At 55.0% G+C, this 26272-nt stretch carries 26 protein-coding genes; 13 read left to right on the top strand and 13 right to left on the bottom strand.

Annotation, left to right across the window (positions count from 1 at the left end; genetic code table 11):
* Positions 1–94: 94 nt before the first annotated feature.
* The 4 genes from gyrB to dnaA all read right to left on the bottom strand — a co-directional run bounded on the left by gyrB (position 95) and on the right by dnaA (position 6394).
* Positions 95–2515: a DNA topoisomerase (ATP-hydrolyzing) subunit B gene (gyrB, locus tag MHM85_RS15015; protein WP_239286356.1), complete on the bottom strand. Its 2421-nt coding sequence runs from the start codon at positions 2513–2515 to the stop codon at positions 95–97.
* A 39-nt stretch (positions 2516–2554) separates the two neighbouring features.
* Positions 2555–3658 (bottom strand): DNA replication/repair protein RecF, encoded by a 1104-nt coding sequence (gene recF, locus MHM85_RS15010; RefSeq protein WP_139526173.1) that lies wholly within the window; start codon positions 3656–3658, stop codon positions 2555–2557.
* A gap of 102 nt (positions 3659–3760) precedes the next feature.
* A complete protein-coding gene (gene dnaN / locus MHM85_RS15005) occupies positions 3761–4864 on the bottom strand; it encodes a DNA polymerase III subunit beta (protein WP_139526172.1) in 1104 nt (367 codons plus the stop codon).
* A 60-nt stretch (positions 4865–4924) separates the two neighbouring features.
* Positions 4925–6394 (bottom strand): chromosomal replication initiator protein DnaA, encoded by a 1470-nt coding sequence (gene dnaA / locus MHM85_RS15000; RefSeq protein ID WP_139526171.1) that lies wholly within the window; start codon positions 6392–6394, stop codon positions 4925–4927.
* A gap of 534 nt (positions 6395–6928) precedes the next feature.
* On the opposite strand from dnaA, the gene rpmH reads away from it, so the two are divergent.
* The 4 genes from rpmH (at position 6929) to mnmE (ending at position 10770) form a co-directional block, all read left to right on the top strand.
* Positions 6929–7063: a 50S ribosomal protein L34 gene (gene rpmH, locus MHM85_RS14995; RefSeq protein WP_009723348.1), complete on the top strand. Its 135-nt coding sequence runs from the start codon at positions 6929–6931 to the stop codon at positions 7061–7063.
* Positions 7064–7076: 13 nt separating this feature from the next.
* Entirely contained in the window at positions 7077–7478 is a 402-nt protein-coding gene (gene rnpA, locus MHM85_RS14990; protein WP_176558221.1) for a ribonuclease P protein component, read from the top strand.
* Between the two features lie 115 nt (positions 7479–7593).
* Positions 7594–9276: a membrane protein insertase YidC gene (gene yidC, locus MHM85_RS14985; RefSeq protein WP_139526169.1), complete on the top strand. Its 1683-nt coding sequence runs from the start codon at positions 7594–7596 to the stop codon at positions 9274–9276.
* Positions 9277–9399: 123 nt separating this feature from the next.
* Positions 9400–10770 carry a tRNA uridine-5-carboxymethylaminomethyl(34) synthesis GTPase MnmE gene (gene mnmE / locus MHM85_RS14980; protein ID WP_139526258.1) on the top strand — a complete coding sequence of 457 codons (1371 nt, stop codon included), beginning with the start codon at positions 9400–9402 and terminating at the stop codon, positions 10768–10770.
* A 20-nt stretch (positions 10771–10790) separates the two neighbouring features.
* Here mnmE and rlmJ read toward each other — a convergent pair whose 3' ends face one another.
* The 4 genes from rlmJ to rdgB form a co-directional block, all read right to left on the bottom strand.
* Complete coding sequence (gene rlmJ / locus MHM85_RS14975; protein WP_139526168.1) at positions 10791–11636, bottom strand: 23S rRNA (adenine(2030)-N(6))-methyltransferase RlmJ; 846 nt, start codon at positions 11634–11636, stop codon at positions 10791–10793.
* A gap of 83 nt (positions 11637–11719) precedes the next feature.
* Entirely contained in the window at positions 11720–12391 is a 672-nt protein-coding gene (locus MHM85_RS14970; protein WP_139526167.1) for an OmpA family protein, read from the bottom strand.
* A 46-nt stretch (positions 12392–12437) separates the two neighbouring features.
* The gene (gene hemW / locus MHM85_RS14965) at positions 12438–13613 is read right to left on the bottom strand and encodes a radical SAM family heme chaperone HemW (protein WP_139526166.1); all 1176 of its coding nucleotides are present in this window, start codon (positions 13611–13613) and stop codon (positions 12438–12440) included.
* Positions 13606–14214, bottom strand: coding sequence for an RdgB/HAM1 family non-canonical purine NTP pyrophosphatase (rdgB, locus tag MHM85_RS14960; RefSeq protein ID WP_139526165.1), 609 nt, complete (start codon positions 14212–14214; stop codon positions 13606–13608). Before rdgB ends, hemW begins: the two co-directional genes overlap by 8 nt.
* Positions 14215–14499: 285 nt before the next feature.
* Between rdgB and MHM85_RS14955 the strand changes: the two genes are divergently transcribed.
* The 6 genes from MHM85_RS14955 to MHM85_RS14930 all read left to right on the top strand — a co-directional run bounded on the left by MHM85_RS14955 (position 14500) and on the right by MHM85_RS14930 (position 18659).
* Positions 14500–15192: a LuxR C-terminal-related transcriptional regulator gene (locus tag MHM85_RS14955; protein WP_139526164.1), complete on the top strand. Its 693-nt coding sequence runs from the start codon at positions 14500–14502 to the stop codon at positions 15190–15192.
* A gap of 19 nt (positions 15193–15211) precedes the next feature.
* On the top strand, positions 15212–15721 hold the full coding sequence (locus tag MHM85_RS14950) for a CsgE family curli-type amyloid fiber assembly protein (RefSeq protein WP_139526163.1): 510 nt from the start codon (positions 15212–15214) through the stop codon (positions 15719–15721).
* Positions 15721–16149 (top strand): curli assembly protein CsgF, encoded by a 429-nt coding sequence (locus tag MHM85_RS14945; protein ID WP_139526162.1) that lies wholly within the window; start codon positions 15721–15723, stop codon positions 16147–16149. The genes MHM85_RS14950 and MHM85_RS14945 overlap by 1 nt, the downstream gene beginning before the upstream one ends.
* 79 nt (positions 16150–16228) lie before the next feature.
* The gene (locus MHM85_RS14940; protein WP_139526161.1) at positions 16229–17059 is read left to right on the top strand and encodes a CsgG/HfaB family protein; all 831 of its coding nucleotides are present in this window, start codon (positions 16229–16231) and stop codon (positions 17057–17059) included.
* A 237-nt stretch (positions 17060–17296) separates the two neighbouring features.
* Entirely contained in the window at positions 17297–17818 is a 522-nt protein-coding gene (locus MHM85_RS14935) for a hypothetical protein (protein ID WP_139526160.1), read from the top strand.
* Between the two features lie 58 nt (positions 17819–17876).
* Positions 17877–18659, top strand: a complete 783-nt coding sequence (locus MHM85_RS14930; protein ID WP_139526159.1) for a curlin subunit CsgB — start codon at positions 17877–17879, stop codon at positions 18657–18659.
* Positions 18660–18716: 57 nt separating this feature from the next.
* On the opposite strand, the gene MHM85_RS14925 is transcribed toward MHM85_RS14930, so the two are convergent.
* The 5 genes from MHM85_RS14925 to MHM85_RS14905 form a co-directional block, all read right to left on the bottom strand.
* A complete protein-coding gene (locus tag MHM85_RS14925; protein WP_231125630.1) occupies positions 18717–18986 on the bottom strand; it encodes a hypothetical protein in 270 nt (89 codons plus the stop codon).
* A 194-nt stretch (positions 18987–19180) separates the two neighbouring features.
* The gene (gene hemL / locus MHM85_RS14920; protein WP_058577319.1) at positions 19181–20461 is read right to left on the bottom strand and encodes a glutamate-1-semialdehyde 2,1-aminomutase; all 1281 of its coding nucleotides are present in this window, start codon (positions 20459–20461) and stop codon (positions 19181–19183) included.
* Between the two features lie 36 nt (positions 20462–20497).
* Entirely contained in the window at positions 20498–21307 is an 810-nt protein-coding gene (locus MHM85_RS14915; protein ID WP_139526157.1) for a hydroxymethylpyrimidine/phosphomethylpyrimidine kinase, read from the bottom strand.
* Positions 21307–21738 (bottom strand): protoporphyrinogen oxidase HemJ, encoded by a 432-nt coding sequence (gene hemJ, locus MHM85_RS14910; RefSeq protein ID WP_058577321.1) that lies wholly within the window; start codon positions 21736–21738, stop codon positions 21307–21309. Before hemJ ends, MHM85_RS14915 begins: the two co-directional genes overlap by 1 nt.
* A 28-nt stretch (positions 21739–21766) precedes the next feature.
* On the bottom strand, positions 21767–23566 hold the full coding sequence (locus MHM85_RS14905) for a chloride channel protein (RefSeq protein ID WP_139526156.1): 1800 nt from the start codon (positions 23564–23566) through the stop codon (positions 21767–21769).
* A 170-nt stretch (positions 23567–23736) separates the two neighbouring features.
* Here MHM85_RS14905 and argC point away from each other — a divergent pair, with 170 nt between their 5' ends.
* From argC to MHM85_RS14890, 3 genes are all read left to right on the top strand, one after another.
* On the top strand, positions 23737–24771 hold the full coding sequence (gene argC / locus MHM85_RS14900; RefSeq protein ID WP_219862316.1) for an N-acetyl-gamma-glutamyl-phosphate reductase: 1035 nt from the start codon (positions 23737–23739) through the stop codon (positions 24769–24771).
* Positions 24772–24986: 215 nt separating this feature from the next.
* Positions 24987–25340 (top strand): iron-sulfur cluster insertion protein ErpA, encoded by a 354-nt coding sequence (gene erpA / locus MHM85_RS14895; RefSeq protein ID WP_058577324.1) that lies wholly within the window; start codon positions 24987–24989, stop codon positions 25338–25340.
* A 148-nt stretch (positions 25341–25488) separates the two neighbouring features.
* A complete protein-coding gene (locus MHM85_RS14890) occupies positions 25489–26256 on the top strand; it encodes a transporter substrate-binding domain-containing protein (RefSeq protein WP_239286357.1) in 768 nt (255 codons plus the stop codon).
* The last annotated feature ends 16 nt before the right edge of the window (positions 26257–26272 follow it).

The following is a 26272-nucleotide window of genomic DNA, read 5'->3' as shown; positions in this document are numbered from 1 at the left end:
GCTGGCCTTGAACACTAACCATAAAAAACCGCAGGCGCTTTGCCTGCGGTTTTTGCTTTTCAATGTTTCACGTGAAACACAGTAAAGAAGCCACTTAGATGTCGAGGTTAGCAACGAGCGCGTTGGTCTCGATAAAGTCGCGACGCGGCTCCACTTCGTCACCCATCAGGGTGTTGAACATCATATCTGCTGCTACCGCATCTTCGATGGTAACCCGCAGCATACGACGGCTATCCGGGTCCATAGTGGTTTCCCACAGCTGGTCCGGGTTCATCTCACCTAGCCCTTTATAGCGCTGTACAGAGAGGCCACGCTGGCCTTCCTGCATCAGCCACGTCAGCACTTCAGAGAAGTGTCCAACGGGCTTCTGACGCTCACCACGGGCGATGTAGGCGCCTTCGTCCAGCAAGCCGTTGAGGGTGTCCCCTAACCCTGCCATGGCGTGGTAATCGGCGCTTTCGAAGAAGTCCAGGCCCCACACGTATTCCGTGGTGACGCCGTGGGCAATCAGCGATACCGCCGGTAAATGCAGGCCACGCTCGGTGTCTTCTTGCAGGTAGAACTGATAGCGTGGGCCGCCCTCGTAAGCCACCCTGTCGTCCATGGCTTTTTGCAGCTCGGCGATCCAGTTCTCCATGGTGACGCGATCTTTCAAGCTGGTCTCACCCTGCAACGCTGTCGCATTGACGGCTTGCTTGAGCACTTCGATGGGATACACCCGTGCCAAGCGATCGATACGTTTCATCACGTTACGGTACTGATTGACCAGTGCTTCCAACTGCGACCCGGTAATGCCAGGCGCGTCTGCATTGACGTGCAGCCCTGCTCCATCCAGTGCGGTGGTGGTCAGGTAATCGATCATCGCCTGCTCATCTTTCAGATAGAGCTCTTGCTTACCGCGCTTGATTTTGTAAAGCGGCGGCTGCGCGATAAAAATGTGGCCACGTTCGATAAGCTCGGGCATCTGACGGAAGAAGAACGTCAGCAGCAGCGTGCGAATGTGGGATCCATCGACATCGGCGTCGGTCATGATGATGACCGAGTGATAGCGCAGCTTGTCAGGGTTGAACTCTTCGCGCCCAATGCCACACCCCAGCGCCGTAATCAGCGTCCCTACTTCAGCGGACGAGAGCATCTTATCGAACCGCGCTTTTTCGACGTTCAGGATTTTACCTTTCAACGGCAGAATGGCCTGGGTACGACGATCACGCCCCTGCTTGGCACTCCCCCCCGCCGAGTCACCCTCCACCAGGTAAAGCTCCGACTGGCTGGGGTCTTTCTCCTGGCAATCGGCTAGTTTGCCCGGCAAACCCGCGATATCCAGAGCGCCCTTGCGGCGGGTCATGTCTCTAGCTTTTCGCGCCGCCTCGCGGGCACGTGCCGCGTCCAGCATCTTGTTGACGATGGCTTTGGCTTCGTTAGGTTTTTCGATCAGGTAGTCGGCAAACAAGCGACCCATCTCCTGCTCCACCGCCGTCTTCACCTCGGACGAGACGAGCTTGTCCTTGGTTTGCGATGAGAACTTCGGATCGGGCACTTTGACGGAGATGATCGCCGTCAGGCCTTCACGGGCGTCGTCGCCCGACGTGTTCACTTTGGCTTTTTTCAGCAGGCCTTCCGCTTCGATATAATGGTTTAGCGTACGCGTTAGCGCAGCGCGGAACCCTGCCAAGTGGGTACCGCCATCCCGCTGAGGAATGTTGTTGGTGTAACAGAAGATGTTCTCTGTGAAGGCATCGCTCCACTGCATGGCCACTTCGACTTCCACGCCATCATCACGCCCAGCGTTGAAGTGGAATACCGGGTTCAGAACGGTTTTGTTTTTGTTCAAGTGGTCAACGAAGGCTTTCAGACCACCTTCGTAATGGAACAGCTCCTCTTTGCCGCTACGCTCATCCATCAGGCGAATGGCTACACCCGAGTTGAGGAAGGAGAGCTCACGCAGGCGTTTCGCCAGAATATCGTAGTGGAATTCGATGTTGGCAAACGTCGCCGGAGACGGGCGAAAATGCACGCGGGTACCGCTTTTTTCCGTTTTGCCTACGACGCCTAGCGGCGCTTGCGGCACGCCATGGTGATAAATTTGCTCAAACACCTCCCCTTGGCGCCAAATCGTCAGGCGCAGCTCTTCGGAGAGTGCGTTCACCACCGATACACCCACACCGTGCAAGCCGCCCGATACTTTATAAGAGTTATCGTCGAACTTGCCACCCGCGTGGAGCACCGTCATGATGACTTCCGCCGCAGAGACACCCTCGCCCTCGTGTAGCTCGGTCGGAATCCCTCGACCATTATCGCTTACGGTTACCGATTCATCCGGGTGGATCACCACACGAATTTCGCTACAGTGGCCGGCCAGGGCTTCATCGATGGAGTTATCCACCAGCTCGAAAACCATGTGGTGCAGCCCGGTGCCGTCGTCGGTGTCACCGATATACATGCCTGGACGCTTACGTACTGCGTCTAGCCCTTTGAGCACCTTGATGCTTGATGAATCGTAAGCCTGCTCGCTCATTGACCACTCCGTCGTGAAGTCTGTCTCGTTCCGTGTCGTCTACCCATCTGGCTGACATTGGCTAAGCCCTTGCGTGGAGTGTTTCACGTGAAACAACTCCACGGCTGTAGAAGGCTGCCAGACGTCGCTCAGCGCGGTGGGTTCGACGCTGGTAATAAATGCTTGGCACTGCATCTCTTCGAGTAACGTACAGAACTGGCGGCGGTGATGCTCATCTAGCTCTGCCGGTAAATCGTCAATCAAATAAATACAGTGCCGCTGTGCGGTACTTTCCAGAAGCCTACCTTGAGCAAGCTTCAATGCACTCACCACGAGCTTCTGCTGGCCTCTGGAAAGCACCTCAATGGCAGGCTGTTTATTCAGCCGGATGCGCAAATCCGCACGCTGAGGGCCTTGCTGGGTAAAGCCCATCTGCTGGTCCGTGTTACGGCTATCGTGCAGCACTTCTGCCAACGAGCGCTGTCTATCCCAACCACGCGCATAGCGCAACGTTAATCCCGGTAGCGGCAATAGTGTCTTCAGGGTCTCGTTGAACACGGGAAGAAATTCGTTAAACCATGCTTGGCGGAGCGCATCCATTTGTTCGCCCCAGAGTGCTAACTCTTGCTCCCAAACCGCTATTTCATTGGGCACTATTCTACCACGCCTGAGAAGCGCATTCCGATGTTTCACCGCACGCCGGGTCCGACGCCAAGCATCCAGAAAGTGGTGTTTCACGTGAAACACTCCCCAATCCAAAAACTCGCGACGGCCGGCGGGTGAACCTTCCAGCAAACGAAACGCATCCGGGTTGATGAGCTGTAGCGGCATGGCTTCGACGAGCTCGGCTAACCTTACGCCTTTCTCTCCCCTCAGACGTAGCTCCAGCTCACGCTGAGCACGCATACGCCTGACACCAAGCGTCACCTCAGGATCCCCCGCTAAACGTCCATATAGCGTCATATAAGGGGCGTCCATTTGAATAGCATTCTTGAGCTGACGCGTGCGAAAAGAGCGTCCCATGCCGAGGATGTGAATCCCCTCTAGCAAGCTAGTCTTTCCGCTACCGTTCACGCCATGGATCACGTTGATACGCGATGAGGGATGAAGCGTGACTGGCGCTAAATTGCGCAGTCCCTGAAAAGTGAGTTGTGTCACGCTCATCCGTCAATGCACCTTGTAAGACCGTTCCAATCGCCAGACGTGCCCTATGCGAAAACGGCGCTTCTGCAACCAGAAGCGCCGTTCTTCATCCCATTCCTTGCGTTATAAGCGCATCGGCATCACGACGTAAAGCGCATCGCCGCCGCCCGGCTCTTCCAGCAGTGCGCTGCTATTGGGGTCGGCTAACGTCATCTGTACGCGGTCTTCATCCAATACGGAAAGCACGTCTACCAGATAACCCACGTTGAAACCGACCTCCATGGCGCTGCCATTGTATTCGACGGCGACATTCTCCTCGGCCTCTTCCTGTTCAGGGTTGTTCGCCATGACCTTGAGGTTGCCCTCCTCCAGATAGAGGCGCACCCCGCGATACTTTTCGTTGGAGAGAATGGCGGTACGTGACAGCACTTGACGAAGCTCGGCACGCTCGGCGATGAGCACTTTATCGCCGTTACGCGGCACCACGCGTTCGTAGTCCGGAAACTTGCCGTCGATCAGCTTCGACGTAAACGTGAAGTCACCCGTGTGGGCACGCACATGGGTCGAACCAAGCGTCAGGCTAACCGGCTCGTCGCTGTCATCCAGAAGACGGGACAGCTCCAAGATACCTTTGCGAGGCACGATGAGTTTTTGGGCTTGGCTCACCGCGACCTCGATAGGACGCGAGCACATCGCCAATCGGTGTCCGTCAGTAGCGACCGTGCGTAGCAGGTTGCTCTGAATCTCTAACAGCATACCGTTGAGGTAATAGCGTACGTCCTGCTGAGCCATGGCGAAGGAAGTGGATTCGATCAGATGCTTGAGCGTGCCACGGGGAACGCTAAGCTCCTGACTTCCATCGGCATCTTCGATATTAGGAAACTCTGCCACAGGAAGTGTAGAAAGTGTAAAGCGCGAACGACCACTACGTAATACGGCGCGTCCCTCTTCGACGGCTAATTGAATGTCGGACTGATCGGGCAGCGACTTACAAATATCCATCAGCTTTCTAGCCGGTACGGTTGCCGCCCCTGCTTGGTCCACTTGGCTGGCCACCGTGCGGCCTACCAGCTCGACTTCCAAGTCGGTGCCGGTCAGCGCGACCTGGTCACCTTCCACTTGAATCAAGACGTTAGAGAGCACAGGCAGCGTTTGGCGCCGTTCCACTACGCCCGCCACCAGAGTCAGCGGGCGAAGCAGCGCCTCTCGGGAAATGGTAAATTTCATCGAAACTCCGGTTTTCTATCCTGAAAGGCCTGCCGCTTGGCAGGCGTAAACGAAAAAAGGTTAACTTGTTAGCAGGCGAAGAAGATTTTTGTAATCCTCGCGAATATCCGCATTCTCTTCTTGCAGCGCTTTTACTTTTCGGCAGGCATGCAGCACGGTGGTGTGATCACGGCCACCAAACGCATCGCCAATTTCCGGCAAGCTATGATTGGTGAGCTCTTTTGCCAGTGCCATCGCCACCTGCCGGGGGCGCGCCACCGAGCGCGAGCGTCGCTTGGAGAGCAGATCCGCCACTTTGATTTTGTAATATTCAGCCACCGTGCGCTGAATATTATCCACCCCGACCTGCTTGTCCTGTAGCGCCAAAAGATCTTTCAACGATTCACGGATGAACTCTTGGGTGATGGTCTTGCCCATGAAATGTGAATCAGCAATGACTTTCTTCAGCGCACCTTCCAATTCACGCACATTAGAACGAATCTTTTGGGCGATAAAGAAAGCCGCATCGTGGGGCAGGTCCACCTTGGCCTGATCGGCTTTCTTCATCAGAATCGCCACGCGCGTCTCGAGCTCTGGCGGTTCGATGGCGACGGTGAGACCCCAGCCAAAGCGCGACTTCAGCCGCTCTTCGACACCACTGATCTCTTTTGGATAGCGATCAGAGGTCAAGATCATCTGCTGACCGCCCTCTAGCAAGGCATTGAACGTATGGAAGAACTCTTCTTGGGAGCGCTCTTTACCGGCAAAGAACTGAATGTCATCGATCAGGAGGGCATCGACACTGCGGTAGAAACGTTTGAAATCGTTGATCGCATTGAGCTGCAGCGCCTTCACCATGTCAGCCACGAAGCGCTCAGAGTGAAGATAAACCACGCGGGCATTTTCCCGACGACCTGCCAACGCATTGCCTACGGCATGCATCAAGTGGGTTTTACCCAAGCCCACGCCACCGTATAAGAACAGTGGATTATAGGCACCGCCAGGATTTTCAGACACTTGGCGAGACGCCGCACGTGCCAACTGGTTAGATTTACCTTCCACAAAGGTATCGAACGTGAAATTGGGGTTTAGGCCGCTATTGTGTTTCAAGCTGCCTTCTACCTGCACCTGACGCTCGTTGCCACGACGAGGAGAGGCATTCTCTTCACGCAGCTGATCGATTTCACGCTCGTCGGCAATATCACCCCGGGGCGGGGTATGTACGGCGGGCGACGTCGGCTGAGCCGGGGCGGCTGACACCGGATTACCCAGATCGCGAGGCTGGGGAGCTGGAGCAGCGGCCCGGCGGCTACCTACCGTCAAACTGACCTTAGGGGGCTTGGAGGGTGCAAGCTCGCGCATTAATTCACTAATACGCTTGGCGTACTTATCACTCACCCAGTCGCGCACAAAGCGATTCGGCGCCAACAAACGCAGCTCATTGGTGTCTCCTTCTTCTGCCTGCAGCGGACGTATCCAGGTATTGAACTGCTGTGAATTCAGTTCGTCCTGCAGGTAGTCCAGGCACTGTTGCCAAAGCGCGAGTGACACTCATCTCACCATCGGTTGAAAACGGCCGACCATTGTAGCGCCCAACGACACGGTTATCCACACGAGCTAACGGCTCTTTTTCGCCTGTGGACAACTTTCCGTAAGGGCTTAGGAAAACCCGGTGACGCCATGGGTACAACCCTCCTTTCGAGCAAGTTGTCACCGCCTGACCACACCAAATTCACAGTTTATTCGCGCGTTATTCGATGCTTATTCACAGATTTTTTATTACTTCAAGTTGTTGATAAAAATGTATTAAAATGACTTATCCACAAATAGTATCCCCACTATTAATAACAGTAGGTTTTAAATAACTTCATTAGTAATAGTAGTGCGATGCAAGAAAACGAGTGGTGGGCGCCAAGCCGCGCCGCCATTGCCTTTTTCGAGCTTTTTATGCAAGGAAAAATTGCACCCAGCGCGGGAAGTCTCTACAATTTCCGGTCTTGAATTGAAACTCCCCGGCTAGTTCCTCACTGGACCGGGTCTTTTGGAATTCACTTTCCGTCCTAAACCACGTGGGAATAACGAGTTATGAAACGCACTTTTCAACCCAGCGTTCTCAAGCGCAAGCGCGCGCATGGCTTCCGTGCTCGTATGGCAACCAAAAACGGCCGTGCCGTGATCGCACGCCGCCGTGCCAAAGGCCGCAAGCGTCTGAGCGCCTGATCTCGGATTGCGTGTGTCGCCTCAAGGGTTTCCCCGGTGCTTGCGGTTGCTAACTGCCGGGGATTTCAGTCACGTGTTTGAGCAGGCTGACCTCAAAGTCCATGGCAAAGGTATGATGGCGCTAGCGCGCATGACTACCCGGGGATACCCCCGCATCGGACTGGTCGTTAGCAAAAAAAATGTAAAGCTTGCTGTCGATCGTAACCGCTTCAAGCGACTCGTTCGCGAATCCGTTCGTCTGCGTCAAGATCACTTACCCTCTGTGGATATCGTGATATTGGCAAAGCGAGGCGTGCAGGATGTCGATAACGAAACGCTCAGCCGTCAACTATACGGCATGTGGAAACGGCTTCAGCGCGACGCACAGGCGGCATCAACACCTCTCCCGCCTCATGGCGTAACACGTGACGCTTGACGACACACCTCGCCGCTCGACCTCGGCCTGCCGCTTGGCAGGCTTTCGTGTGTCATGGGTCGAGTAAATGACACTGCGCCATTAGCATGTTCACCACCCATCGGGCAGAACCCTCATGGACGTAAAACGACTTTTATTACTGATTCCACTGGCCGTACTAGCCTACCTTCTGGTTGTACAGTGGAATCAGGATTACGGGCAGACCACCTACGATTCGACGCCAGAGATCACCCAAAGCAGCAATGGGGCTCCTGCGAACGAAAGCGGTAGCGACGATCTCTCCGTGCCCAGTACTTCGGCGCCTAACAACGCTATTAGCGAAGGCGTTGGCGATGAGCAAAGCGACACCGCCAGCCGTGATTTCATTGCGGTCACCACGGATGTTCTGGACGTACGCATCGACCCCTTCGGTGGCGATATCGTCTACGCAGCCTTGCCGCAGCACAAACTGACGCTGGATTCCGACCGTAATTACGTGCTGCTGTCAGATAACGCCACGCGCAGCTATGTTGCTCGCTCCGGCCTTCAACTGGATGGTCAGGCAAGCCGCATTGCTTTTACTCCCGAGCGTAACGAGTACCGCTTGGGCGATGACGAAGAGCAGATCAGCGTCGATTTGACGGCTGACGTGAATGGTGTCGACGTCATCAAACGTCTAACATTCGATCGCGGTAGCTATGCGGTCAATGTGAGTTACTACCTGGCCAACAATACCGAAGCACCGGTTTCCGCTCGATTCATTGGTCAGCTAGCCCGTGACAATAGCCCTGACCCCTCTAGCGGGGTGGCCATGGGGATGAATTCTTACCTAGGGGCTGCTTATTCCACGCCTGAAGCGCGCTACGAGAAGATCGATTTCGATACGATCCAAAAACGTAACTTCGAGAATCGCGAGGCCCAAGGCGGGTGGATAGCGATCATCCAGCACTACTTTGTGTCCGCCTGGGCACCGCCTCAAAATCAGCAGAATCTCTACTACGTAACGACCGATTCTCGAGATCGTAACGTAGTGGCCTTCGCTGGCCCCACCAGCAGCGTGGCTGCCGAGGGTGAAGCCACGCTGAGCGCAACGCTTTACATGGGCCCGAAGGTGCAAGACTACCTCGAGCAAGTCGCACCGAACCTCAAGCTCACCGTGGATTACGGTTGGTTGTGGTTCATTGCCAACCCGCTGTTCTGGCTGCTGGATAAGATCCACGACATCGTGGGCAACTGGGGCTGGTCCATCGTACTGCTCACCGTATTGGTGAAGCTGGTGCTCTTCCCGCTCTCTGCCAAGGCCTACAAGTCCATGGCGCGTATGCGCAAACTGGGCCCAGAGATGCAGCGTCTCAAAGAGATGTATGGCGACGACCGCCAGAAAATGTCTCAAGAGATGATGAAGTTCTATCAGAAAGAGAAGATCAATCCGCTGGGCGGCTGTTTGCCGATTCTGGTACAGATGCCGGTATTCATCGCCCTGTACTGGATGTTGCTGGAATCCGTCGAGCTGCGCCACGCGCCGTTCATGTTCTGGATCCAGGATCTCTCGGTGAAAGATCCCTATTTCATCCTGCCGATTCTGATGGGTATCTCGATGTTCGTTCAGCAGATGCTGAACCCGACACCGCCAGACCCCATGCAGGCGAAGATCATGAAGATGCTACCGATCATCTTCACCTTCTTCTTCCTGTGGTTCCCGGCCGGCCTGGTCATCTACTGGGTGGTCAACAACATCATCTCGGTGGCGCAGCAGTATTTCATTACGCGCAGCATCGAGAAGGATCCAAGCGTCGGCAAAGGGATGCGAACCAAGTAATAGCCCCCCCTCTGCTACTCCCAGACCCCCGCCTTTGCGGGGGTCTGGCGTTATAGGGCGAAGGTACTCATCATGAGCACCATCGCGAAACACTCTCTCCCTCTTTCGTCTTTAGGAAGCGTCATGGCCGACCGACTCTATACCCAAGACACCATTACCGCCTTGGCAACCCCCCCTGGCCGTGGCGGCGTGGGCATCATTCGCGTATCAGGCCCCGCCTGCCGTACGATAGCCGCCGAGATACTCGGGACCTGCCCTGCTCCTCGCTACGCCCACTACGGGCCGTTTCACGGCGCTGAGGGCACTATCGACGAGGGCATCGCGCTACTGTTCAATAGTCCTCACTCCTTCACCGGTGAGGACGTGCTGGAGTTGCAGGGCCACGGCGGTCCCATCATCATGGATATGCTGCTAGAGCGCTGCCTGCAGCTCGGTGCTCGCCTGGCCCGGCCGGGGGAGTTCTCCGAACGGGCGTTCCTCAACGACAAGCTGGATTTGGCCCAGGCAGAAGCGATTGCCGATTTGATCGATGCCACTTCCCGATCCGCTGCTGAAAACGCCGTGCGCTCGTTACAGGGCGAATTCTCCCAGCGCGTATCGGCTCTGGTAGAACGGCTGATCGAACTGCGCGTTTACGTGGAAGCCGCCATCGATTTCCCAGAGGAAGAGATAGACTTTCTCGCCGATGGCCATGTCGCTACGCATTTGGAGAGCGTTCAGCAAGCACTCGTCGCCGTTCGCAAAGCCGCTGGGCAGGGCGCGCTGCTACGCGAGGGCATGAGTGTAGTGATTGCAGGGCGTCCCAATGCCGGTAAATCGAGCCTTCTGAACGCGCTGACCGAGCAAGACACCGCCATCGTCACGGATATCGCGGGTACGACACGGGACGTCCTTCGGGAGTACATCCACCTAGACGGTATGCCGCTGCACATCATCGATACCGCTGGCCTGCGCGATACGCCCGATGCGGTAGAGAAAATCGGCGTTGCCCGGGCGTGGGAAGAGATTGAAAAGGCCGACCGGGTACTGCTCATGGTGGATGCTTCCACCACGGATGCCACCAACCCAATGAGTATCTGGCCAGAGTTCGTGGAGCGCCTTCCGGATCAACGGCGGCTAACTCTGGTGCGCAACAAGATCGACGCGAGTGCAGAAACGCCAGGCATTGACTTATCCACAGCCACACCGATCATCCGCCTATCGGCGAAAACCGGAGAGGGTGTGGATAGTTTGAGAACGCACCTAAAGGAGGTGATGGGCTTCTCTGCCACGACCGAAGGCCGCTTCTCTGCCCGCCGACGTCACCTGGATGCGCTTGACCGCGCCATGGCGGCGCTAGACACCGGGCGAGCCCAACTGGATGGCTACGGTGCTGGCGAGCTTCTTGCCGAAGATTTACGAGATGCGCAGCAAGCACTAGGAGAGATCACTGGTGAGTTCAGTGCCGATGACCTGCTGGGTGAAATCTTTGGCAGCTTCTGTATCGGTAAATAGTCCCCCACCACTCACCGCCACTACTCACCTACGAGCCATTTAGCGCGGTAGTGGCTGTCACTCCCCAGCAGCGGTGCCACCTGAGCCATCGCTGCTGACAATTGCTCATCCAGTCCCCAGGGTGGATTGATCACCACCATGCCGCTTCCATACATGCCATGCGTGCCCTCCGCCGAGGCGCGTAACAGCAGCTCACTGTGCCAAATCTTGCGAATTCCGCTCGCTTCAAGGCCGCTGAGCAACGTGTCATGATGCCCGGCGGGCAGTAGCGGGTACCAGATCATCACCACGGCGTGGCGTGCTTTTTCGAGGTTATAGGCCACCGCGTCGACGACCTCTTGATACTCCACTTTGCGCTCGTAACTCGGATCTATCAACACGCACAGCCGTGGCGTTGCCACCGGCAACAGCTGCTTCAGGCCCAGCAACCCATCCCCATAAACGCGTCGGGCCTGTTTGGGCAACGCTTGCCCGCTCAAATGCTCGTGCTCACCAGGGTGCAGCTCAAATAGGCGCAGTGAGTCCTGCTCACGCAGCCCCTGAGCCAGCCACCAGGGTGAGCCAGGGTAGTACGAAAGCACAGTCGATTGGGGCTGCGCGCTTTCCAACGACGCCATCCATTTACCAAGTAACGGATCACTCAACTGCTGCCGAACCTGCCAGAGCGGTGCGACGCCCTCTCGATACTCTTGAAGCCGCTGAGTCTCTTTCGTGGCGAGCGGGTAGAGCCCTCTGCCTGCATGGGTATCAATATATGTAATTGATGTTTTTTTACGTAATAAATAATCTGTCACCGCGTAAAGCGTTAAATGCTTATGAACATCGGCAAAGTTACCGGCGTGGTAGGCGTGTTGATACGACAGCATGGCAGCTCGCTAGCAATTGAACAAAAAAAGCCCGCTATGTGAGCATAGCGGGCGTTGGACGGCAATGCCGGGATTAACGCATATTACTGGCCGTTGCCGGTAGGCGTCAGGGTGATTTCTACGCGACGGTTCTGCGCGCGCCCCTGCTCGGTAGCATTGCTAGCCACCGGCTGATTAGCACCGTAGCCCATGGTATTCAACCGCATGGAAGAGACGCCATTTTGGCTCAGGTAGCTGCCGACCGATTGGGCACGACGCTCTGAGAGGCGCTGGTTGTAGCTGGCATCCCCGGTGCTATCCGTATGGCCAGCAATGTTTACGCGGGTATCGGTGTACTGAGTGAGGACATTCGCCACTTCGTTTAGAGCGCTGCGCGCATCCGAGGTGAGCTCGGCAGAATCGAATCCGAACGTAACGCTGCTGGGCATGTTGAGCACGATATCGTCACCGCGCCGATCGATCTCGATACGCGATCCTTGCAGGTTATTGCGAAGCTGCTGCTCTTGACGGTCCATATAGGCACCCACGCCTGCACCGGCGGCCGCACCCACAGCGGCACCAATTAGCGCACGGTCACGACGGCTCGTACTGCCATCACCGGATAAAGCGCCCGCCGCTGCACCAATCGCTGCACCAATGCCGGTGCCCATGGCGGTGCTCGAGCGCTGCGTTTGACCGCCGTAAGGATCGGACGTCGCGCAGCCAGCCAGTAATATCGCCGCTGCCAGTGGGGTCAGTAGTCGAGAAATACGCATCACTCACTCCTTGTTTATGATTGAGGTGTACCGAATCGATCGCTGGTCACTCTTCGCTGATCAAGGCCAGCAACTCGTTCAAGAATAATAGACCTTGGGGCGATGCACGCAGCTTTTCAGGCATTTCCATTAAAAGTCCTTTTTCTTGAGCACTGTGTAAACGCGCAAGTAACAGTGCCTCTGGCTGGCCAGTGTGAGCCGCCCAATCCGCCAATGGTACCCCTTCGGTCAGTCGGAGCGCGTTCATGGCAAACTCCAGTGGTAGTTCGCGGGGCTCGATGAGTTGCTGGCCTGCCAGGAAGCCACGCGGGTCATTGGCACGGCGCAAGTACGCATTAGGTTGGCGCGTCTTCCAACGCCGTTCGATCTGCCACTTCCCTTGGGAATCTATGGAGGAGAGCTTTGCATGAGCGCCTGCCCCAATTCCTAGGTAATCGCCAAATCGCCAGTAATTTAGGTTATGGCGACTCTGACATCCCGGACGGGCGTAGGCCGATATCTCGTATCGACGCAGCCCGGCTCGCTCCAGGCGCTGGTGCCCCGCCTCCTGAATGTCCCACAACGCCTCCTCCTCTGGCAAAGGAGGAGGGTGAGAAAAAAACGCCGTATTGGGCTCCAGGGTGAGCTGGTACCACGAAAGATGCTCAGGATCGAGGGCAAGCGCCTGATCGATATCTTCCATGGCTTGCTCAGGTGTTTGTTGGGGCAATCCGTGCATGAGATCGATGTTGAGGTTATCGAATCCCGCCGCTCTGGCTTCACCGATGGCAGTCACCGCTTCGTTGCCGGTATGAATTCGCCCCAACGCACTCAGTTGAGTGTGGCGGAAACTCTGCACCCCCAAAGACAATCGATTGATACCGGCTTCCCGATAACCAATGAACCGCTGCTGCTCGGTCGTGCCTGGATTGGCTTCCAGGGTAATTTCAATGCTAGGCGAAAAGGCGAGCCGCTCACGAATGCCATCGAATAACTGTCGATAAAACGTCGGCGATAGCAAGCTAGGCGTGCCGCCGCCAATAAAAATGGTTTGAAGAGTACGGCCAGACGCCAGCGCCAAATCGCCGTCCAAATCACTCAGCAAGGCGGCCAAATAGGCCGCTTCGGGTAGGTCATTGGCGCCAGATTCAGGTTCGTGAGAATTGAAATCGCAGTAAGGGCACTTGCGTACACACCAAGGTGTATGAATATAAAGCGAGAGCGGCGGCAATCGATTAGCCATGCGCCACCTTCAGAATGTCCACCAACGCGTGTAACGCACGTCCGCGATGGCTCAAGCGGTTCTTCGTTTCACTGGGCAGTTCTGCCACGCTCATCCCCTGATCGGGTAGCCAGAACAGCGGATCGTAGCCAAAACCGCCCTCTCCCCGGGGATGAGCCAATACTTCTCCTTCCCAACTTCGTTGAACGATCACAGGTACCGGGTCTGCTGCATGGCGTAAATAGACCAAGACACACCAATAACGGCCCGTGCGCTGGCCTTCCGCGCACTCACTGAGTGCTGCCAGCAGTTTCTCGTTGTTACGCTCGTCACTTTTCGGCTCACCGGCATAGCGAGCAGAGTAAATGCCAGGCGCTCCATGCAACGCATCGACCTCCAGACCTGAGTCGTCGGCGAGCGCCGGTAACCCGCTTACGCGACTCGCTTCACGGGCCTTTAACAGCGCATTTTCAACGAACGTCAGTCCTGTCTCTTCGACATCGTGCACACCAAACTCAGCCTGGGGGCGTACATCCAGTCCAAGGGGCGATAGCAACTGATTGAATTCTTTTAATTTTCCAGAATTTCCACTGGCTAAAACGAGCGTATTGGCTGCATTCATAGGGGCGACCTCTTCACATGATGGGGCCAGTTTACGCCTATCGAGAACACAGCTAAAGGCAACACAATGTTACTCAGTGTATCTTGTCACTCAGCGCAATCATTGACCATTATCCACTAGTAAATGTATATAAAAACAATAGCTTGAACTATATATTCCAAAAAGTAATAACAAAGTGCAAATTACTTTTATAATTATTTTGATAACAAATCTTTACGAAATGTAGCTTATAGGCAACACTCATTTAGTCACCTGCTCACGCTTTACGCTCATGAGGCCTCCCCAATGTCCCAAGAAAAAACGCACGGCTTGGTGTACATCATCACCGAAAAAAGCCCACAGGCGCAGCTTTTTGCCGATTACTTACACGAACACACAGGGTGTACGGTAAGCATTCACTCACCTAAAAGTTCACTACCCACGATCATTCCAAACAAGCTGTTAATACTCATCGATAGTGACCATATCGGCGTAGAAGAGCTACCCGAGTGGCAGGAAAATCTTCCTGATAACTTGGCCAAAACCTCGCTGGCCGCCTTCAATATTCGCGATATGGACCATGCACTGGAAGCGCTGTCATGCGCCCAGCTCAAAGGCGTCTTTTACCGTGACGAGAGTCTTGAAGTGATCTGTAAAGGGATTCACGCGTTACTCGAAGGTGAGCTTTGGATGTCACGCGATTTGATGGCCCGTTTGATCCTTTTTTACCGCAAATATCAAAGCAACGCGTTTCGACCTGCCTGCGGCTTAACCAATCGAGAAATGGAGATCATTTCGCTACTTAGTGCTGGCTCCTCCAATCAACAGATTGCCGACAAACTCTTTGTGAGTGAGCACACGGTTAAATCACACCTTTACAATATTTTTAGAAAAATCAATGTGCATAACCGTATACAAGCGCTGAACTGGATTCACCAAAACTTAGGCCCCATTTTACCCAATATCGAAACAGCGCGCAGTTTGCAGCGCCATCGTTAGCTAAATGAAGGTTGATGACATGTTAAAAACCCTCCTAAGTCATTCAGCCAACGTATTAGGATTACTTTTTTTTGTACTCCTAATGGGTAGTGCTAACGCTAGCGAGGAAGAGTCTGTTAGCGATACCCAAGCTGTTGATGACATTAACCAGCTATCAAGCCCTGATGGCCCAGAAATACAGAACCGTCTGCATGGCAGCAGTGAGCTGACCGGCATCATGGTGGATCGCACGATCACAATGGCAGGTAAGACCTTTTATCGTGCATTTAGTCAACTTGCCATGGACAACCGCATTATAGGGAACGCAACACTCACCATACAGGAACGCCCCGATGCACGCTGGGGTAGCCAACTATGGATAATGGAAGGCAATAAAATGTACTTCAGAACCCAGCTCTCTCCTCGTATTAGCGAGGCTGATCGCGTCGCAGGAGAAGCTGTACAAGTTGTCCAAGAAGCGCTTCTGCAACAGCAGCTCACGGCAGCGCTTACCTCAGACAAAGACCTAGGAAAAGAGGAGTTAAACTAATGAGTGCTAACCTTAAAAAAAGCACATTGAGTGCCTTGATAATATCTGGTTTGGCAGCGTCGCTCTCTCTTAAAAGCACCGCTGGAGAACTTATTTACGAGCCTCTCAACCCATCTTTTGGCGGTGACCCCTTCATGGGTAGCTATTTGCTAGGAAAGGCACAATCACAGGACACCAATAGCGACCCTAATGCAAGAAGCATCGAACCTCTATCCTCTACTGAGCGGCTTATTCAAAGTCTTGAAAGCAGACTCATCTCGCAGCTCATTAGCGATGTAGGCGCTGGCGAAATTGGTGAAGGCTCTTTCGATAGTGGAGAATTCAGTGTCGTTGTACGCGATGAAGGTGGACAGCTTATTGTAAGAGTAGTTGATAAAGTAACAGGGGATGTCACCAACATTAGCGTGGGTGGATTATTTAATCCTTAACAACAAAACAGGCACTTAAGAAAATCAAAACGGTTTAACAACCGAACACTGACGCTATAAGTGTCGCCAGGGGATCAACATGAAAATCATCGCTTCAATTATAATGGTCAGTCTCCTAAGTGGGTGCGCGGGGATGGTGGCTACGTCCGAAAATCTAGAGGGTGCACAGGCAACCCTGACGCCCCGTGGAGCGACCTATCAAGATTTAGTCTCGTTACCTCCACCGGCAGGGAAAATCTTCGTCTCTGTGTATGATTTTCGAGACCAAACGGGTCAGTACCGCCCTGCTCCAGCCAGTACTTTTTCCACCGCCGTGACACAAGGTGCCGCAGCGATGTTGACAGGCGCATTAGCTGACTCTGGTTGGTTTATCCCTTTGGAGCGCGTGGGGCTGCAAAATCTGCTGACCGAGCGACGTATCATTCGTGCTGAATTTGAGCGCTTTAATCAACCCGATACTTTGCCCTCGTTAAGAGCAGCATCGGTCATGCTTGAAGGAGGCATCATTGCTTATGAGTCCAACGTCAGAACCGGTGGTGCGGGTGCAGAATATTTCGGCATTGGAGCATCAGGGCAGTATCAGGTGGATCAGGTAACGGTCAATTTACGAGCCGTCGAGATATCCACAGGCGAAATACTGGCTAACGTGACGACGACCAAAACCATTTACTCTAAAGAGCTTCGGGCAGGAGTGTATCGCTTTATTGATTTTAGGCGGCTCCTGGAAGCGGAAGCCGGCATTACGACCAATGAACCTGTCCAGCTTGCCGTCATGTCAGCCATAGAATCTGCCGTTATCCACTTAATTGCTCGAGGCGTAGAGAATAACCTATGGAATTTATCGAACGGGGCTAGCTTGCAAAACTCAGTATTGGCCGATTATTTAAATGCCCCCACGCCGCTTTTATAAGAATTACTGAACTTATCACCAAAGAAACGCAATATAAAACTATTGACGGCTTTGCCACCACGCAAAGCCGTTTTTATATGCCAATAAAAGTATGAGTTTTCTCATACTATTCTTTCTCGATTTAACTAAAAAAATCGCCTGCAACATACATTTTTTACTTATGGCGTCAAAATATAAATCAGCCAAACTCAACGCATGAAATACAAAAAGATACAAATTGTTGCAGAGGGAATAAAAATGAAACCTAACGATTCGAAGCAAAGCACTGCAACATTTCGCTTAGCGACACCTATTGCTGCTTGCTTGATTGCTTCTGCAGTTTCATTACCTACCTTTGCAGACTCTTTTAGCCATCGCATTGAGCAGTATTTCAACGATACCAATGCGCAGAGCTATCAAGGTAACTTCAGCATTATCCAACAGATTGGTAACAACAATCGTACGAACGTAACCCAGTCGTATTCTGCGAGTTATCAAACAGGTAACTTCTCTCGCATTAGCCAGCGAGGAGATTGGAATAACGCCAATATCGAACAAGTGGGTGGCAATAATGCAGGTGTCATTTTGCAAAAGGGCAATTATCACACCGCTAATGTCATCCAGACAGGCAACGATCAACCGCTTGAAACCTACGTGACTCAGTTGGGCCAACGTAGCGATGTTCAAGTCTCTCAATCGGGGAGTGGCTATCGCAGCATTAGCGTCGAACAACGCGCCTACTCAGGCAATGCGCGCCCAGTCACCGTCGACACCTACTGAGCAGTCGATACGGCCTCAGTAATAACTAAAGTAAGAGCATCATAAAGGGGATGTAACCATGAAAACTCAAATGACCACTATCGCTGCTGCCGTTGCTCTGACCATGAGCGCTGCTGCAATGGCTCAAACTGCACCGAGCTGGCAGTTCAACGGCTCGCGTGCCGATATCGACAGCATGGGTGGTTCTCTCTACAACGGTAGCGCCGTGGGTAGTGACTCACAAATCGAGCAAAATGGTAATTTTAACAGTACATCCGTAACACAATGGGGTACACAAGACTCTCGCATCAAGCAAGAGGGTACTTCAAACAAAGCCAACGTCACTCAAGACGATGTTGTAGGTCAGGCCCTTACTTCACCAGGCAATAACTACTCCAGCATTGATCAAGACGGCTTTAAAAATACCGCCTATGTAACTCAAGAGGGCATTACCAACGATTCCATTGTTGTTCAAGAAGGTCGATTTAATATGGCTAATGTAATGCAAGAGGGCCGACTAAACGACTCTTGGGTACAACAGGAAGGTTGGTTCAACGAGTCGAATGTCGTCCAGGACGGCGAGCTAAACGATAGCTACGTGAATGCTGACGGTAGCTTTAACCGGACATATACCACCCAAACAGGTGATGAGCTTGACAGCGACATCATCCTCGACGGCGACTTTAACTATGCAGCGGTGACCCAAACGGGTTACGGGCATGACTCCTTCATCAGTACCAATGGCAATGGCAACACCCATTTTGTAAACCAAAGTGGTGCGTTCGGGGGGGCTGGACAGCACTTCTCGCAAATCTTAACCACTGGTAGTGGCAACTATAACGTGGTCAGTCAAGGCAACTAACATTTGGCCTTGTCGTCAAAACCGCCCCTTCCGGGGGCGGTTTTTTTGTGCTGTCACCTAACGTACCACCACCGTCAGCGTCCCGCCTTTGCCTTGGGTAGAAGAGCGCGAACGGTTGCTGCCTTTGACGATATCGACTTCCAACCGCTCATCGTCGCTCAGGAGTTTAACGGTACCTTCTAGGGTATCTCCTTCGAAGGTGAACTCTGCGGGCACCGTGCCTCGAGTTTCAGGATGTTCGATGGTGTCGCCGTCCTGGGTAATGCGCCACTCGGCCGAAAACTCAGCGCCGGGAGAGCCGCTCATGGTGATGTGGATTTGGGTCATATCCTGCTCCTGTGCGGCTAGCCCTGGGAAAGACAAGCCAAGGGTAAGAACGGTGGTCAACCACGCACCGTATCGTCGTGACGCGTGCCAAGCCGATAATCGTTTCATGTTAGCTACCTCGGTAACCACAAGAGCCGCTCGATAAGAGCGGCTCTTGCAGTGTAGCAGGCACTTGGCCAGATAGTTACTTAACGTTACATAACGGCAAAGGCTTTCTCGGCCGCATCCAGCGTGAGCTGGATATCCTCGGGCGTGTGTGCGCTAGACATAAAGCCGGCTTCATAGGCAGAAGGCGCAAGGTACACGCCATGATCCAGCATCGCGCCAAAGAAGCGACGAAAAGCATCGGGGTTACACGCCGTGGCTTGAGCAAAGTTATCCACACGGGATTGTGAGGTGAAGAACACACCGAACATGCCGCCTGCGGATTGCGTCATCATCGGCACGCGAGCTGCATTGGCGCGCTCTTGTAGACCGTTACACAGCGTTTGTACACGCTGGCTCAAGGCATCGTGGAAGCCCGGCACCTGCAGCTTGGTGAGTAGTGCCACCCCGGCGGCCATGGCCAGCGGGTTCCCCGACAGCGTGCCCGCTTGATACACCGGCCCCAGCGGCGAGATGTTCTGCATGATGTCGCGCTTGCCGCCAAACGCACCGACCGGCATACCACCGCCGACGATCTTACCCAAGCAGGTCAAATCCGGCGTGACACCGTAGTACGCCTGGGCTCCGCCCAACGCTACGCGGAAACCCGTCATCACCTCATCGAAAATCAGAATACTACCGTACTCGTTACAGACATGGCGCAAGGTTTCCAAGAAACCTGGCTGAGGGGGAATGCAGTTCATATTGCCCGCCACCGGCTCGACGATGATGCAGGCAATTTGCTCACCGATCTCGGCAAAGCACGCTTCCACCCCCTCCGGGTCGTTATAGGAGAGTGTAATGGTGTGTTCGGCCAACGACGCCGGAACGCCCGGTGAGCTGGGCTCGCCGTGGGTCAATGCACCGGAGCCCGCTTTCACCAGTAGGGAGTCCGAGTGGCCGTGGTAGTTACCCTCGAATTTGACGATCTTATCCCGTCCCGTGGTGCCCCGCGCCAGCCGAATCGCTGACATGGTGGCTTCCGTGCCCGAACTGGTCATGCGTACCATTTCCATGGAGGGAATCATGTCGCAGATCAGGTCTGCCATGGTGGTTTCCACGGCCGTGGGGGTACCGAACGAGAGCCCATTATCCAACCGCGCACGTACGGCCGCCAATACGTCTTGATCGGCGTGACCGGTAATCATCGGTCCCCAGGAGCCGATGTAATCGACGTAGCGGTTGCCCTCGACATCGAAGAGGTAAGCGCCCTGCGCACGTTCCATGAAGACCGGTGGGCGGTGCAACCCTTTGAAGGCACGGACGGGAGAGTTCACGCCCCCAGGGATATGGCGACTCGCGAGGTCGAACAGTTCAGCAGATGTGGTCATGGCATCCTCTGTATAAATGACTTACTACCAATGAGATCAAAAGCGCACGGGACGTGGCAAGCGATTCGGCAAGCATTGGCCACTCGGGGGCTGGTAGCCGTGAGACAAGCTCTCCCAGGTAAAGTGCTGGGCCTGTTCACAGGCAGTTGGTAAGCGCTCACCAACCGCTAATCGGGCTGCTAGGGCAGACGCGAGCGTACAGCCAGAACCATGAAAGACGTCAGGTAAGCGCGGCCATTGCCACTGGCGAGTGGTATCGGGCGAGTGCAGCGTATGCACCACCTGCTCGGCTGAACCGGGTAAGGGGTCATCCGTTGCCGTCACCAGCACCGCTTGGCAACCTTGTGACAGCAGTGACACCGCCCGGGCAGTGTCGTCATGGGACTCTAGAATTTCCGGTGTCAGCGCCGCCAACTCAAAGCGGTTCGGCGTCAAGATATCCACAAGCGGCAACAGCCGGTCTCGGTAAAGCGTCTGTAAAGCGGCTGTGGATAACACAGCGCCCCCTCCTGCTTTCAGCACCGGATCGGCCACCACCGGCACGCCAGGAAAACGGCGAATGATCTGCTCGGCAGCGCGCAGCGTGGCCTCGTCTGCCAGCAGCCCCAGCTTGATCGCCGCAATCTGCATGTCACTGACGGCTTCGGCCATTTGCCGCATGGACCCAGGGTCAGCGGGCATCACGCGGGACACGTTATGACAATTTTGTACAGTCAGCGCCGTGGGGATGGTGACGGCCCACCCGCCACAGGCGGCGACGGCTTCGCTATCGGCCATCAGCCCGGCACCGCCCGTTGGATCATGGCCTGCTAACACTAAGACGACAGGGGGAAGGGGACGACGCATCAAAAGGGCTTCACTACCGCCAGTAAAATAATCGCGACCAGTGCAATCACCGGGGCTTCATTGAACCAGCGAAAGAAGACATGGCTCTTGGTGCAGCGCGACTGATCGAACTGTTTTAAATAAATCAAGCAAACGTGGTGATAGGCAATCAGCAGCGCCACGAGCGTGAGCTTGGCATGCATCCAGCCTTGGCTAAACCATGCGGGCACCAAATAGAGCATCCAGCCCCCAAAAATCAGCACCAGGATCATCGATGGCGTCATGATGCCACGATAGAGTTTGCGCTCCATGGTCTTGAAGTAAGTGATCGCTTGCTCATCGCCTTTGTCGCGTGCCATGGCGTGGTACACGTACAGTCTTGGCAAATAGAACAGTGCGGCAAACCAGGTCACAACGGCCATCAAATGAATGGCCTTTACCCATTCGTACATGGTCTCTCCTTAGGCGGTGGGCTCTTTATTAGGGATCAGTATCACGGACATCCGGCTGTCGAGCGTCAGTGTAGTGGTAATAACGCTCGATCGCGCCACGAGTAATGATACCTGAAATTCGCTGCTGCTTTGGTCGATAGCCATGTACGACGTACAGTGCCCCAAGCGCGCTGTCTTGAAGCTTCAAAAACGCCTCGGATAGTGTGGCCTGTAGCCCAATCGGGGCCATTTCCAACCGTTGGCCGGGAATCTCCAAGAGATCCACCAACTCATCTTCCGGCGGTGCTTCGCCATTGAGCGCTTCGTCATGCTCCAAGAGCCAGCGAGCAAGCTCTGCCGCCTTCAGCGCCAGCACGGGCTTGTCATCACTGGAGCGCTCGATCACCAGCCACATGGGGTTGGTTTCCAGCAAGCGGCGGGCTTGGTCAGGTGTGATCATTCGTTCAGTGCGCACTAAGCGACGCTCCATGACCGCTGGGACCGAGACCCGGGAAAGCGCCTGCATCAGCGGCTGCTGTAGGGGGTGTAACCCGTAGCGTACCGAGCTAATGAAGAAACCTTCACAGCCCGTCAGCTGGCGCGACGTCAAGCAGGCCACCACCACGACCAGCATTCCCGGCAACATGATATTGGGGGTATGCGTCAGCTCCAGTAGCGCCATCAGCGCCGCGAGAGGCGCCTGTAGAACAGCCCCCATCATCGCTGCCATGCCGAGCATGGCGTAAATGCCCGGGTCAGCGGCTTTCTCGGGCCATAGCCAGCCGCCGAGCATGCCACCGAGCGCCCCAGTGGCTGCCCCCGCCACCAGTACCGGGCCAATAATACCAATCGGCACACCGCCTGCGACGGTTATCGCCGTGATCAACAGTTTGGCCACCATCAGCGCCAGCAGAACGTTGATAGCCAACTGATTATTCAGTGCCGCGGCGACACTGTCATAGCCAATTCCTTGAATCTCCGGAAACCACCACGCCAATACCCCGGTGCCGACACCCACGACGCCCAATCTCAACCACAGCGGCAGGGTTTGTAGGCGCTGACTTCGTGAAATATGGATGAAGAGCCCTGCCATCAAACCTATGACCAAGCCAATCACCACGATCCAGGGCAGATTCATCAGCGAGCCTAACGCCACCTCGGGAATACGAAACGCAGGCTCGTTGCCATACATCACCTGCGCCACCAGCGCGCCCATGGTGGAGGCCAAAATCACCGGCATGAAGCTCATCAGGGTGTACTCCATCATCACCACTTCCATGGCAAAGATGACCCCCGCAATGGGCGTATTGAACGAGGCGGAAATACCCGCCGCCGTGCCGCAAGCCACCAACACCCGCAAGCTATTATTGGGCAGCCGCAGCTTAAGCCCTAACCCGCTGGACGCCGCCGCGCCCAAATGGATCGCCGGGCCTTCGCGCCCGGCGGACAAACCACCAAGCACCGAAACCACACCCACCCACCATTGATTCAGCCAGTTGCGCAGCGGGAAGCGACCCTGATGATAGGTCAGTCGCTCGATCACATGGCTGACGCCGAGTTTGCGTGCGGTAGACCGCTGCCGATAGAGCAACAGACCAATCAACGTGACGGCCATGATCGGCAGAAGTGCTCTTAGCCAAGGCGTCAACCCTTCGAAGGCTTCCGGATCACCGTCCGGCATGTAGAGCGCCGCCCCCGCTTCCAGCAGCAGGCGAAACGCCACCATCACCGCCCCGGTAATCACCCCGGACACCAGCCCCAGCACACATAGCTGCGGCAACGCATCCACGTTCGCCAATTGGCGGCGAAAGCTCTCTAGGGTGAAGTCTGACCGAGAAAAACGTGCCACAACGTCCGTCCTTGCGTTTGTTGTTCGTTTCACTGTCTCGTGCTGTGCAGCGCTCTCAAGCGCTGCCTCTCTTGTGTATCATAGCTGGATACACTTCGACAGCCTGGTCACACTCATTAGGCTGTTAATTATTCAAGCGTCGATTGCGCGAAGCGCACAAGGAGTGGTTTGTGATAAACGTTGGCATCGTGGGCGGCACCGGTTATACCGGCGTCGAACTTCTCAGACTGCTGGCTCAGCACCCTCAGGTAAACGTCAAGGCCATTACCTCGCGCTCGGAGACGGGCGTAAAAGTGTGCGACATGTACCCTAATTTGCGCGGCTACTATGACACCTTGGCGTTTAGCGAACCCGACGCTCAGGCGCTGGGCGCGATGGATGCGGTCTTTTTCGCCACGCCCCATGGCGTTGCTCACGCGCTTGCCGGCGAGCTGCTGGCCAACGGCACTCGAGTGATCGATCTCTCCGCCGACTTCCGGCTGCGCGATGCCGACGAGTGGAGCCGCTGGTACGACCAACCCCACGGCGCGCCCGAACTGCTCGAAGAAGCCGTCTACGGCCTCCCTGAAATGCATCGCGAAAAGATCAAGACAGCGCGCCTGATCGCGGTGCCCGGCTGCTATCCCACGGCGGTTCAGCTTGGTTACTTACCGCTATTGGAGGCTGGCTTGATCGATCCGAGCCAGCTGATTGCCGACTGTAAATCCGGCGTAACCGGCGCTGGTCGCGGTGCCAAGGTCGGCTCGCTACTGGCCGAGGCCAGTGAGTCCATGAAAGCCTACGGCGCGAGCGGCCACCGGCACCTGCCGGAAATCCGTCAAGGCTTGAGCGACATGCAGTCCCACCCGGTGGGATTGACCTTCGTTCCTCATCTAACGCCCATGATCCGCGGCATTCACGCCACGCTCTATGGCACGCTCACCGCCGAGCCAGAGGATCTACAGGCACTGTTCGAGCAACGCTACGCCAATGAGCCGTTCGTCGACGTGATGCCTGCCGGTAGCCATCCGGAAACCCGCAGTGTCAAAGGCAACAATACCTGCCGGATCGCCATCCACCGCCCGAATGACGGCAATACGGTCGTGGTCCTGTCGGTCATCGATAACCTCGTGAAGGGTGCCTCGGGTCAAGCCATCCAAAACCTCAACCTGATGTTTGGCTTCGACGAACACATGGGCCTGAACGCTCCTGCGCTGATGCCTTAAACAACTCGCAAAACCAGCATGCAGAGGGCAGCTCAGAGAGGAGGTCATTTGCCAAGGAGGGCAAATGTAGCTTCCATGGAAGGATTCACAGCGCCTCCTCGGCGAGCTGCCCTCTGCTTGATATGCCGATGCAATAGTTGACCAATTTGCTGGGAATTACCCATAATCGTCCCTCATTGTGGATTATTCGTTTTTAAAGCTCGCGGGAGGTACCCATGAGCGGTGCAGAAGCTTTTGTTCCAACCCCCCTGTTACTGTCGGACAGCGCACGCAAACGTATCAAAGCGTTGATGGCCGAAGAGAGTAACCCGGCACTGAAACTGCGCGTCTACGTCACCGGTGGCGGCTGCTCGGGTTTTCAGTACGGTTTCGACTTCGCGGATAGCGTTGCCGACGACGACACGCTGATCGAGTTTGGCGACGCCACGCTGGTGGTCGACCCGCTCTCCTACCAGTACTTGGTCGGCTCCACGGTCGATTATGAAGAGGGCCTGGCGGGTGCGCGTTTTCGTGTCCAAAACCCCAATGCCACCACCACTTGCGGGTGTGGCGCCTCGTTTATGGTGTGACCAGCGTTGGTGACAACCGCTCCCCATGACTTGACGCCTTGGCGGTTTCTCGCCAAGGTTGAAAGGTCAATAACGGTTGCCTAGCCGATTTATAAGAAAAAAAATTCTATAAATTGCGTGGCTAACCACATAAAACATGGGGAAACTAATGAAACACCTATTCACTACCTCTGCGATCGCCACGGCCATTACACTGGGCTTGGGCAGTACCACTGCGTTTGCGCAAACGCCTACCGTCAACGTGGCCACTGACCCAAGCTTTGTGCCTTTCGAAATGCTCGACCCCGATACCGGTGAAATGATCGGCTTCGACATGGACATCATCAACGAAGTGGCCGAGCGCGCTGGCTTCGAAGTCAATCTCACCACCATGGAGTTCTCGGGCATCATTCCTGCGGTGCAAACCGGCAGTCAAGAAATCGCCATTGCGGGCACCACTATCACTGAAGAGCGCGCTCAAGTCGTCGACTTCTCCGATCCCTACTACGACTCCGGTCTGCAAATCATCGTACGCGCCGACAACGAAGAGGTCTCCTCCACCGAGGACCTCGAAGGGCTGTCAGTGGCCACCAAAATCGGCTCTACCAGCTACGACTTCCTACAACAAGAGTTAGGCGAGAACGCCGACATCACGCCCTATCCCGGCACCGCCGATATGTACATGGCACTGCTGGGCCGTAACGTCGATGCCGTACTTTACGATGCGCCCAACGTAGCTTACTTCTCACAAACCCGTGGTGAGGGACGTACTAAGGTCGTCGGCCCGCTATACGAAGGCCAGCAGTACGGCATCGTCTTCCACAAAGGCAGCGAGTGGGTAGAGCCGACCAATGAGGCACTAGCCGCTATGCGTGAAGATGGCACCTACGACGAGATCTACACCAAATGGTTCGGTGAAGCCCCTAGCGCTGACTAAATCGCGCAATAGCTCA

The organism is Halomonas sp. McD50-4 (assembly GCF_022348135.1).
GTDB lineage: Bacteria > Pseudomonadota > Gammaproteobacteria > Pseudomonadales > Halomonadaceae > Vreelandella > Vreelandella piezotolerans.
The sequence above is the reverse complement of the archived record's forward strand: the minus strand, read 5'-3'. Positions and strand labels throughout refer to the sequence as shown.

What these genes read in the sequence shown, in the direction of transcription:
- recF (WP_139526173.1), bottom strand. Translation starts at nt 3,658, where the DNA reads ATGAGCGTGACACAACTCACTTTTCAGGGACTGCGCAATTTAGCGCCA.
- hemJ (WP_058577321.1), bottom strand. Translation starts at nt 21,738, where the DNA reads ATGTACGAATGGGTAAAGGCCATTCATTTGATGGCCGTTGTGACCTGG.
- MHM85_RS14955 (WP_139526164.1), top strand. Translation starts at nt 14,500, where the DNA reads ATGTCCCAAGAAAAAACGCACGGCTTGGTGTACATCATCACCGAAAAA.
- MHM85_RS14970 (WP_139526167.1), bottom strand. Translation starts at nt 12,391, where the DNA reads ATGCGTATTTCTCGACTACTGACCCCACTGGCAGCGGCGATATTACTG.
- MHM85_RS14950 (WP_139526163.1), top strand. Translation starts at nt 15,212, where the DNA reads ATGTTAAAAACCCTCCTAAGTCATTCAGCCAACGTATTAGGATTACTT.
- rdgB (WP_139526165.1), bottom strand. Translation starts at nt 14,214, where the DNA reads ATGAATGCAGCCAATACGCTCGTTTTAGCCAGTGGAAATTCTGGAAAA.
- dnaN (WP_139526172.1), bottom strand. Translation starts at nt 4,864, where the DNA reads ATGAAATTTACCATTTCCCGAGAGGCGCTGCTTCGCCCGCTGACTCTG.
- MHM85_RS14925 (WP_231125630.1), bottom strand. Translation starts at nt 18,986, where the DNA reads ATGACCCAAATCCACATCACCATGAGCGGCTCTCCCGGCGCTGAGTTT.
- MHM85_RS14935 (WP_139526160.1), top strand. Translation starts at nt 17,297, where the DNA reads ATGAAACCTAACGATTCGAAGCAAAGCACTGCAACATTTCGCTTAGCG.
- MHM85_RS14890 (WP_239286357.1), top strand. Translation starts at nt 25,489, where the DNA reads ATGAAACACCTATTCACTACCTCTGCGATCGCCACGGCCATTACACTG.
- MHM85_RS14915 (WP_139526157.1), bottom strand. Translation starts at nt 21,307, where the DNA reads ATGCGTCGTCCCCTTCCCCCTGTCGTCTTAGTGTTAGCAGGCCATGAT.
- hemL (WP_058577319.1), bottom strand. Translation starts at nt 20,461, where the DNA reads ATGACCACATCTGCTGAACTGTTCGACCTCGCGAGTCGCCATATCCCT.
- gyrB (WP_239286356.1), bottom strand. Translation starts at nt 2,515, where the DNA reads ATGAGCGAGCAGGCTTACGATTCATCAAGCATCAAGGTGCTCAAAGGG.
- rpmH (WP_009723348.1), top strand. Translation starts at nt 6,929, where the DNA reads ATGAAACGCACTTTTCAACCCAGCGTTCTCAAGCGCAAGCGCGCGCAT.
- MHM85_RS14940 (WP_139526161.1), top strand. Translation starts at nt 16,229, where the DNA reads ATGAAAATCATCGCTTCAATTATAATGGTCAGTCTCCTAAGTGGGTGC.
- mnmE (WP_139526258.1), top strand. Translation starts at nt 9,400, where the DNA reads ATGGCCGACCGACTCTATACCCAAGACACCATTACCGCCTTGGCAACC.
- rlmJ (WP_139526168.1), bottom strand. Translation starts at nt 11,636, where the DNA reads ATGCTGTCGTATCAACACGCCTACCACGCCGGTAACTTTGCCGATGTT.
- yidC (WP_139526169.1), top strand. Translation starts at nt 7,594, where the DNA reads ATGGACGTAAAACGACTTTTATTACTGATTCCACTGGCCGTACTAGCC.
- erpA (WP_058577324.1), top strand. Translation starts at nt 24,987, where the DNA reads ATGAGCGGTGCAGAAGCTTTTGTTCCAACCCCCCTGTTACTGTCGGAC.
- MHM85_RS14945 (WP_139526162.1), top strand. Translation starts at nt 15,721, where the DNA reads ATGAGTGCTAACCTTAAAAAAAGCACATTGAGTGCCTTGATAATATCT.
- hemW (WP_139526166.1), bottom strand. Translation starts at nt 13,613, where the DNA reads ATGGCTAATCGATTGCCGCCGCTCTCGCTTTATATTCATACACCTTGG.
- MHM85_RS14930 (WP_139526159.1), top strand. Translation starts at nt 17,877, where the DNA reads ATGAAAACTCAAATGACCACTATCGCTGCTGCCGTTGCTCTGACCATG.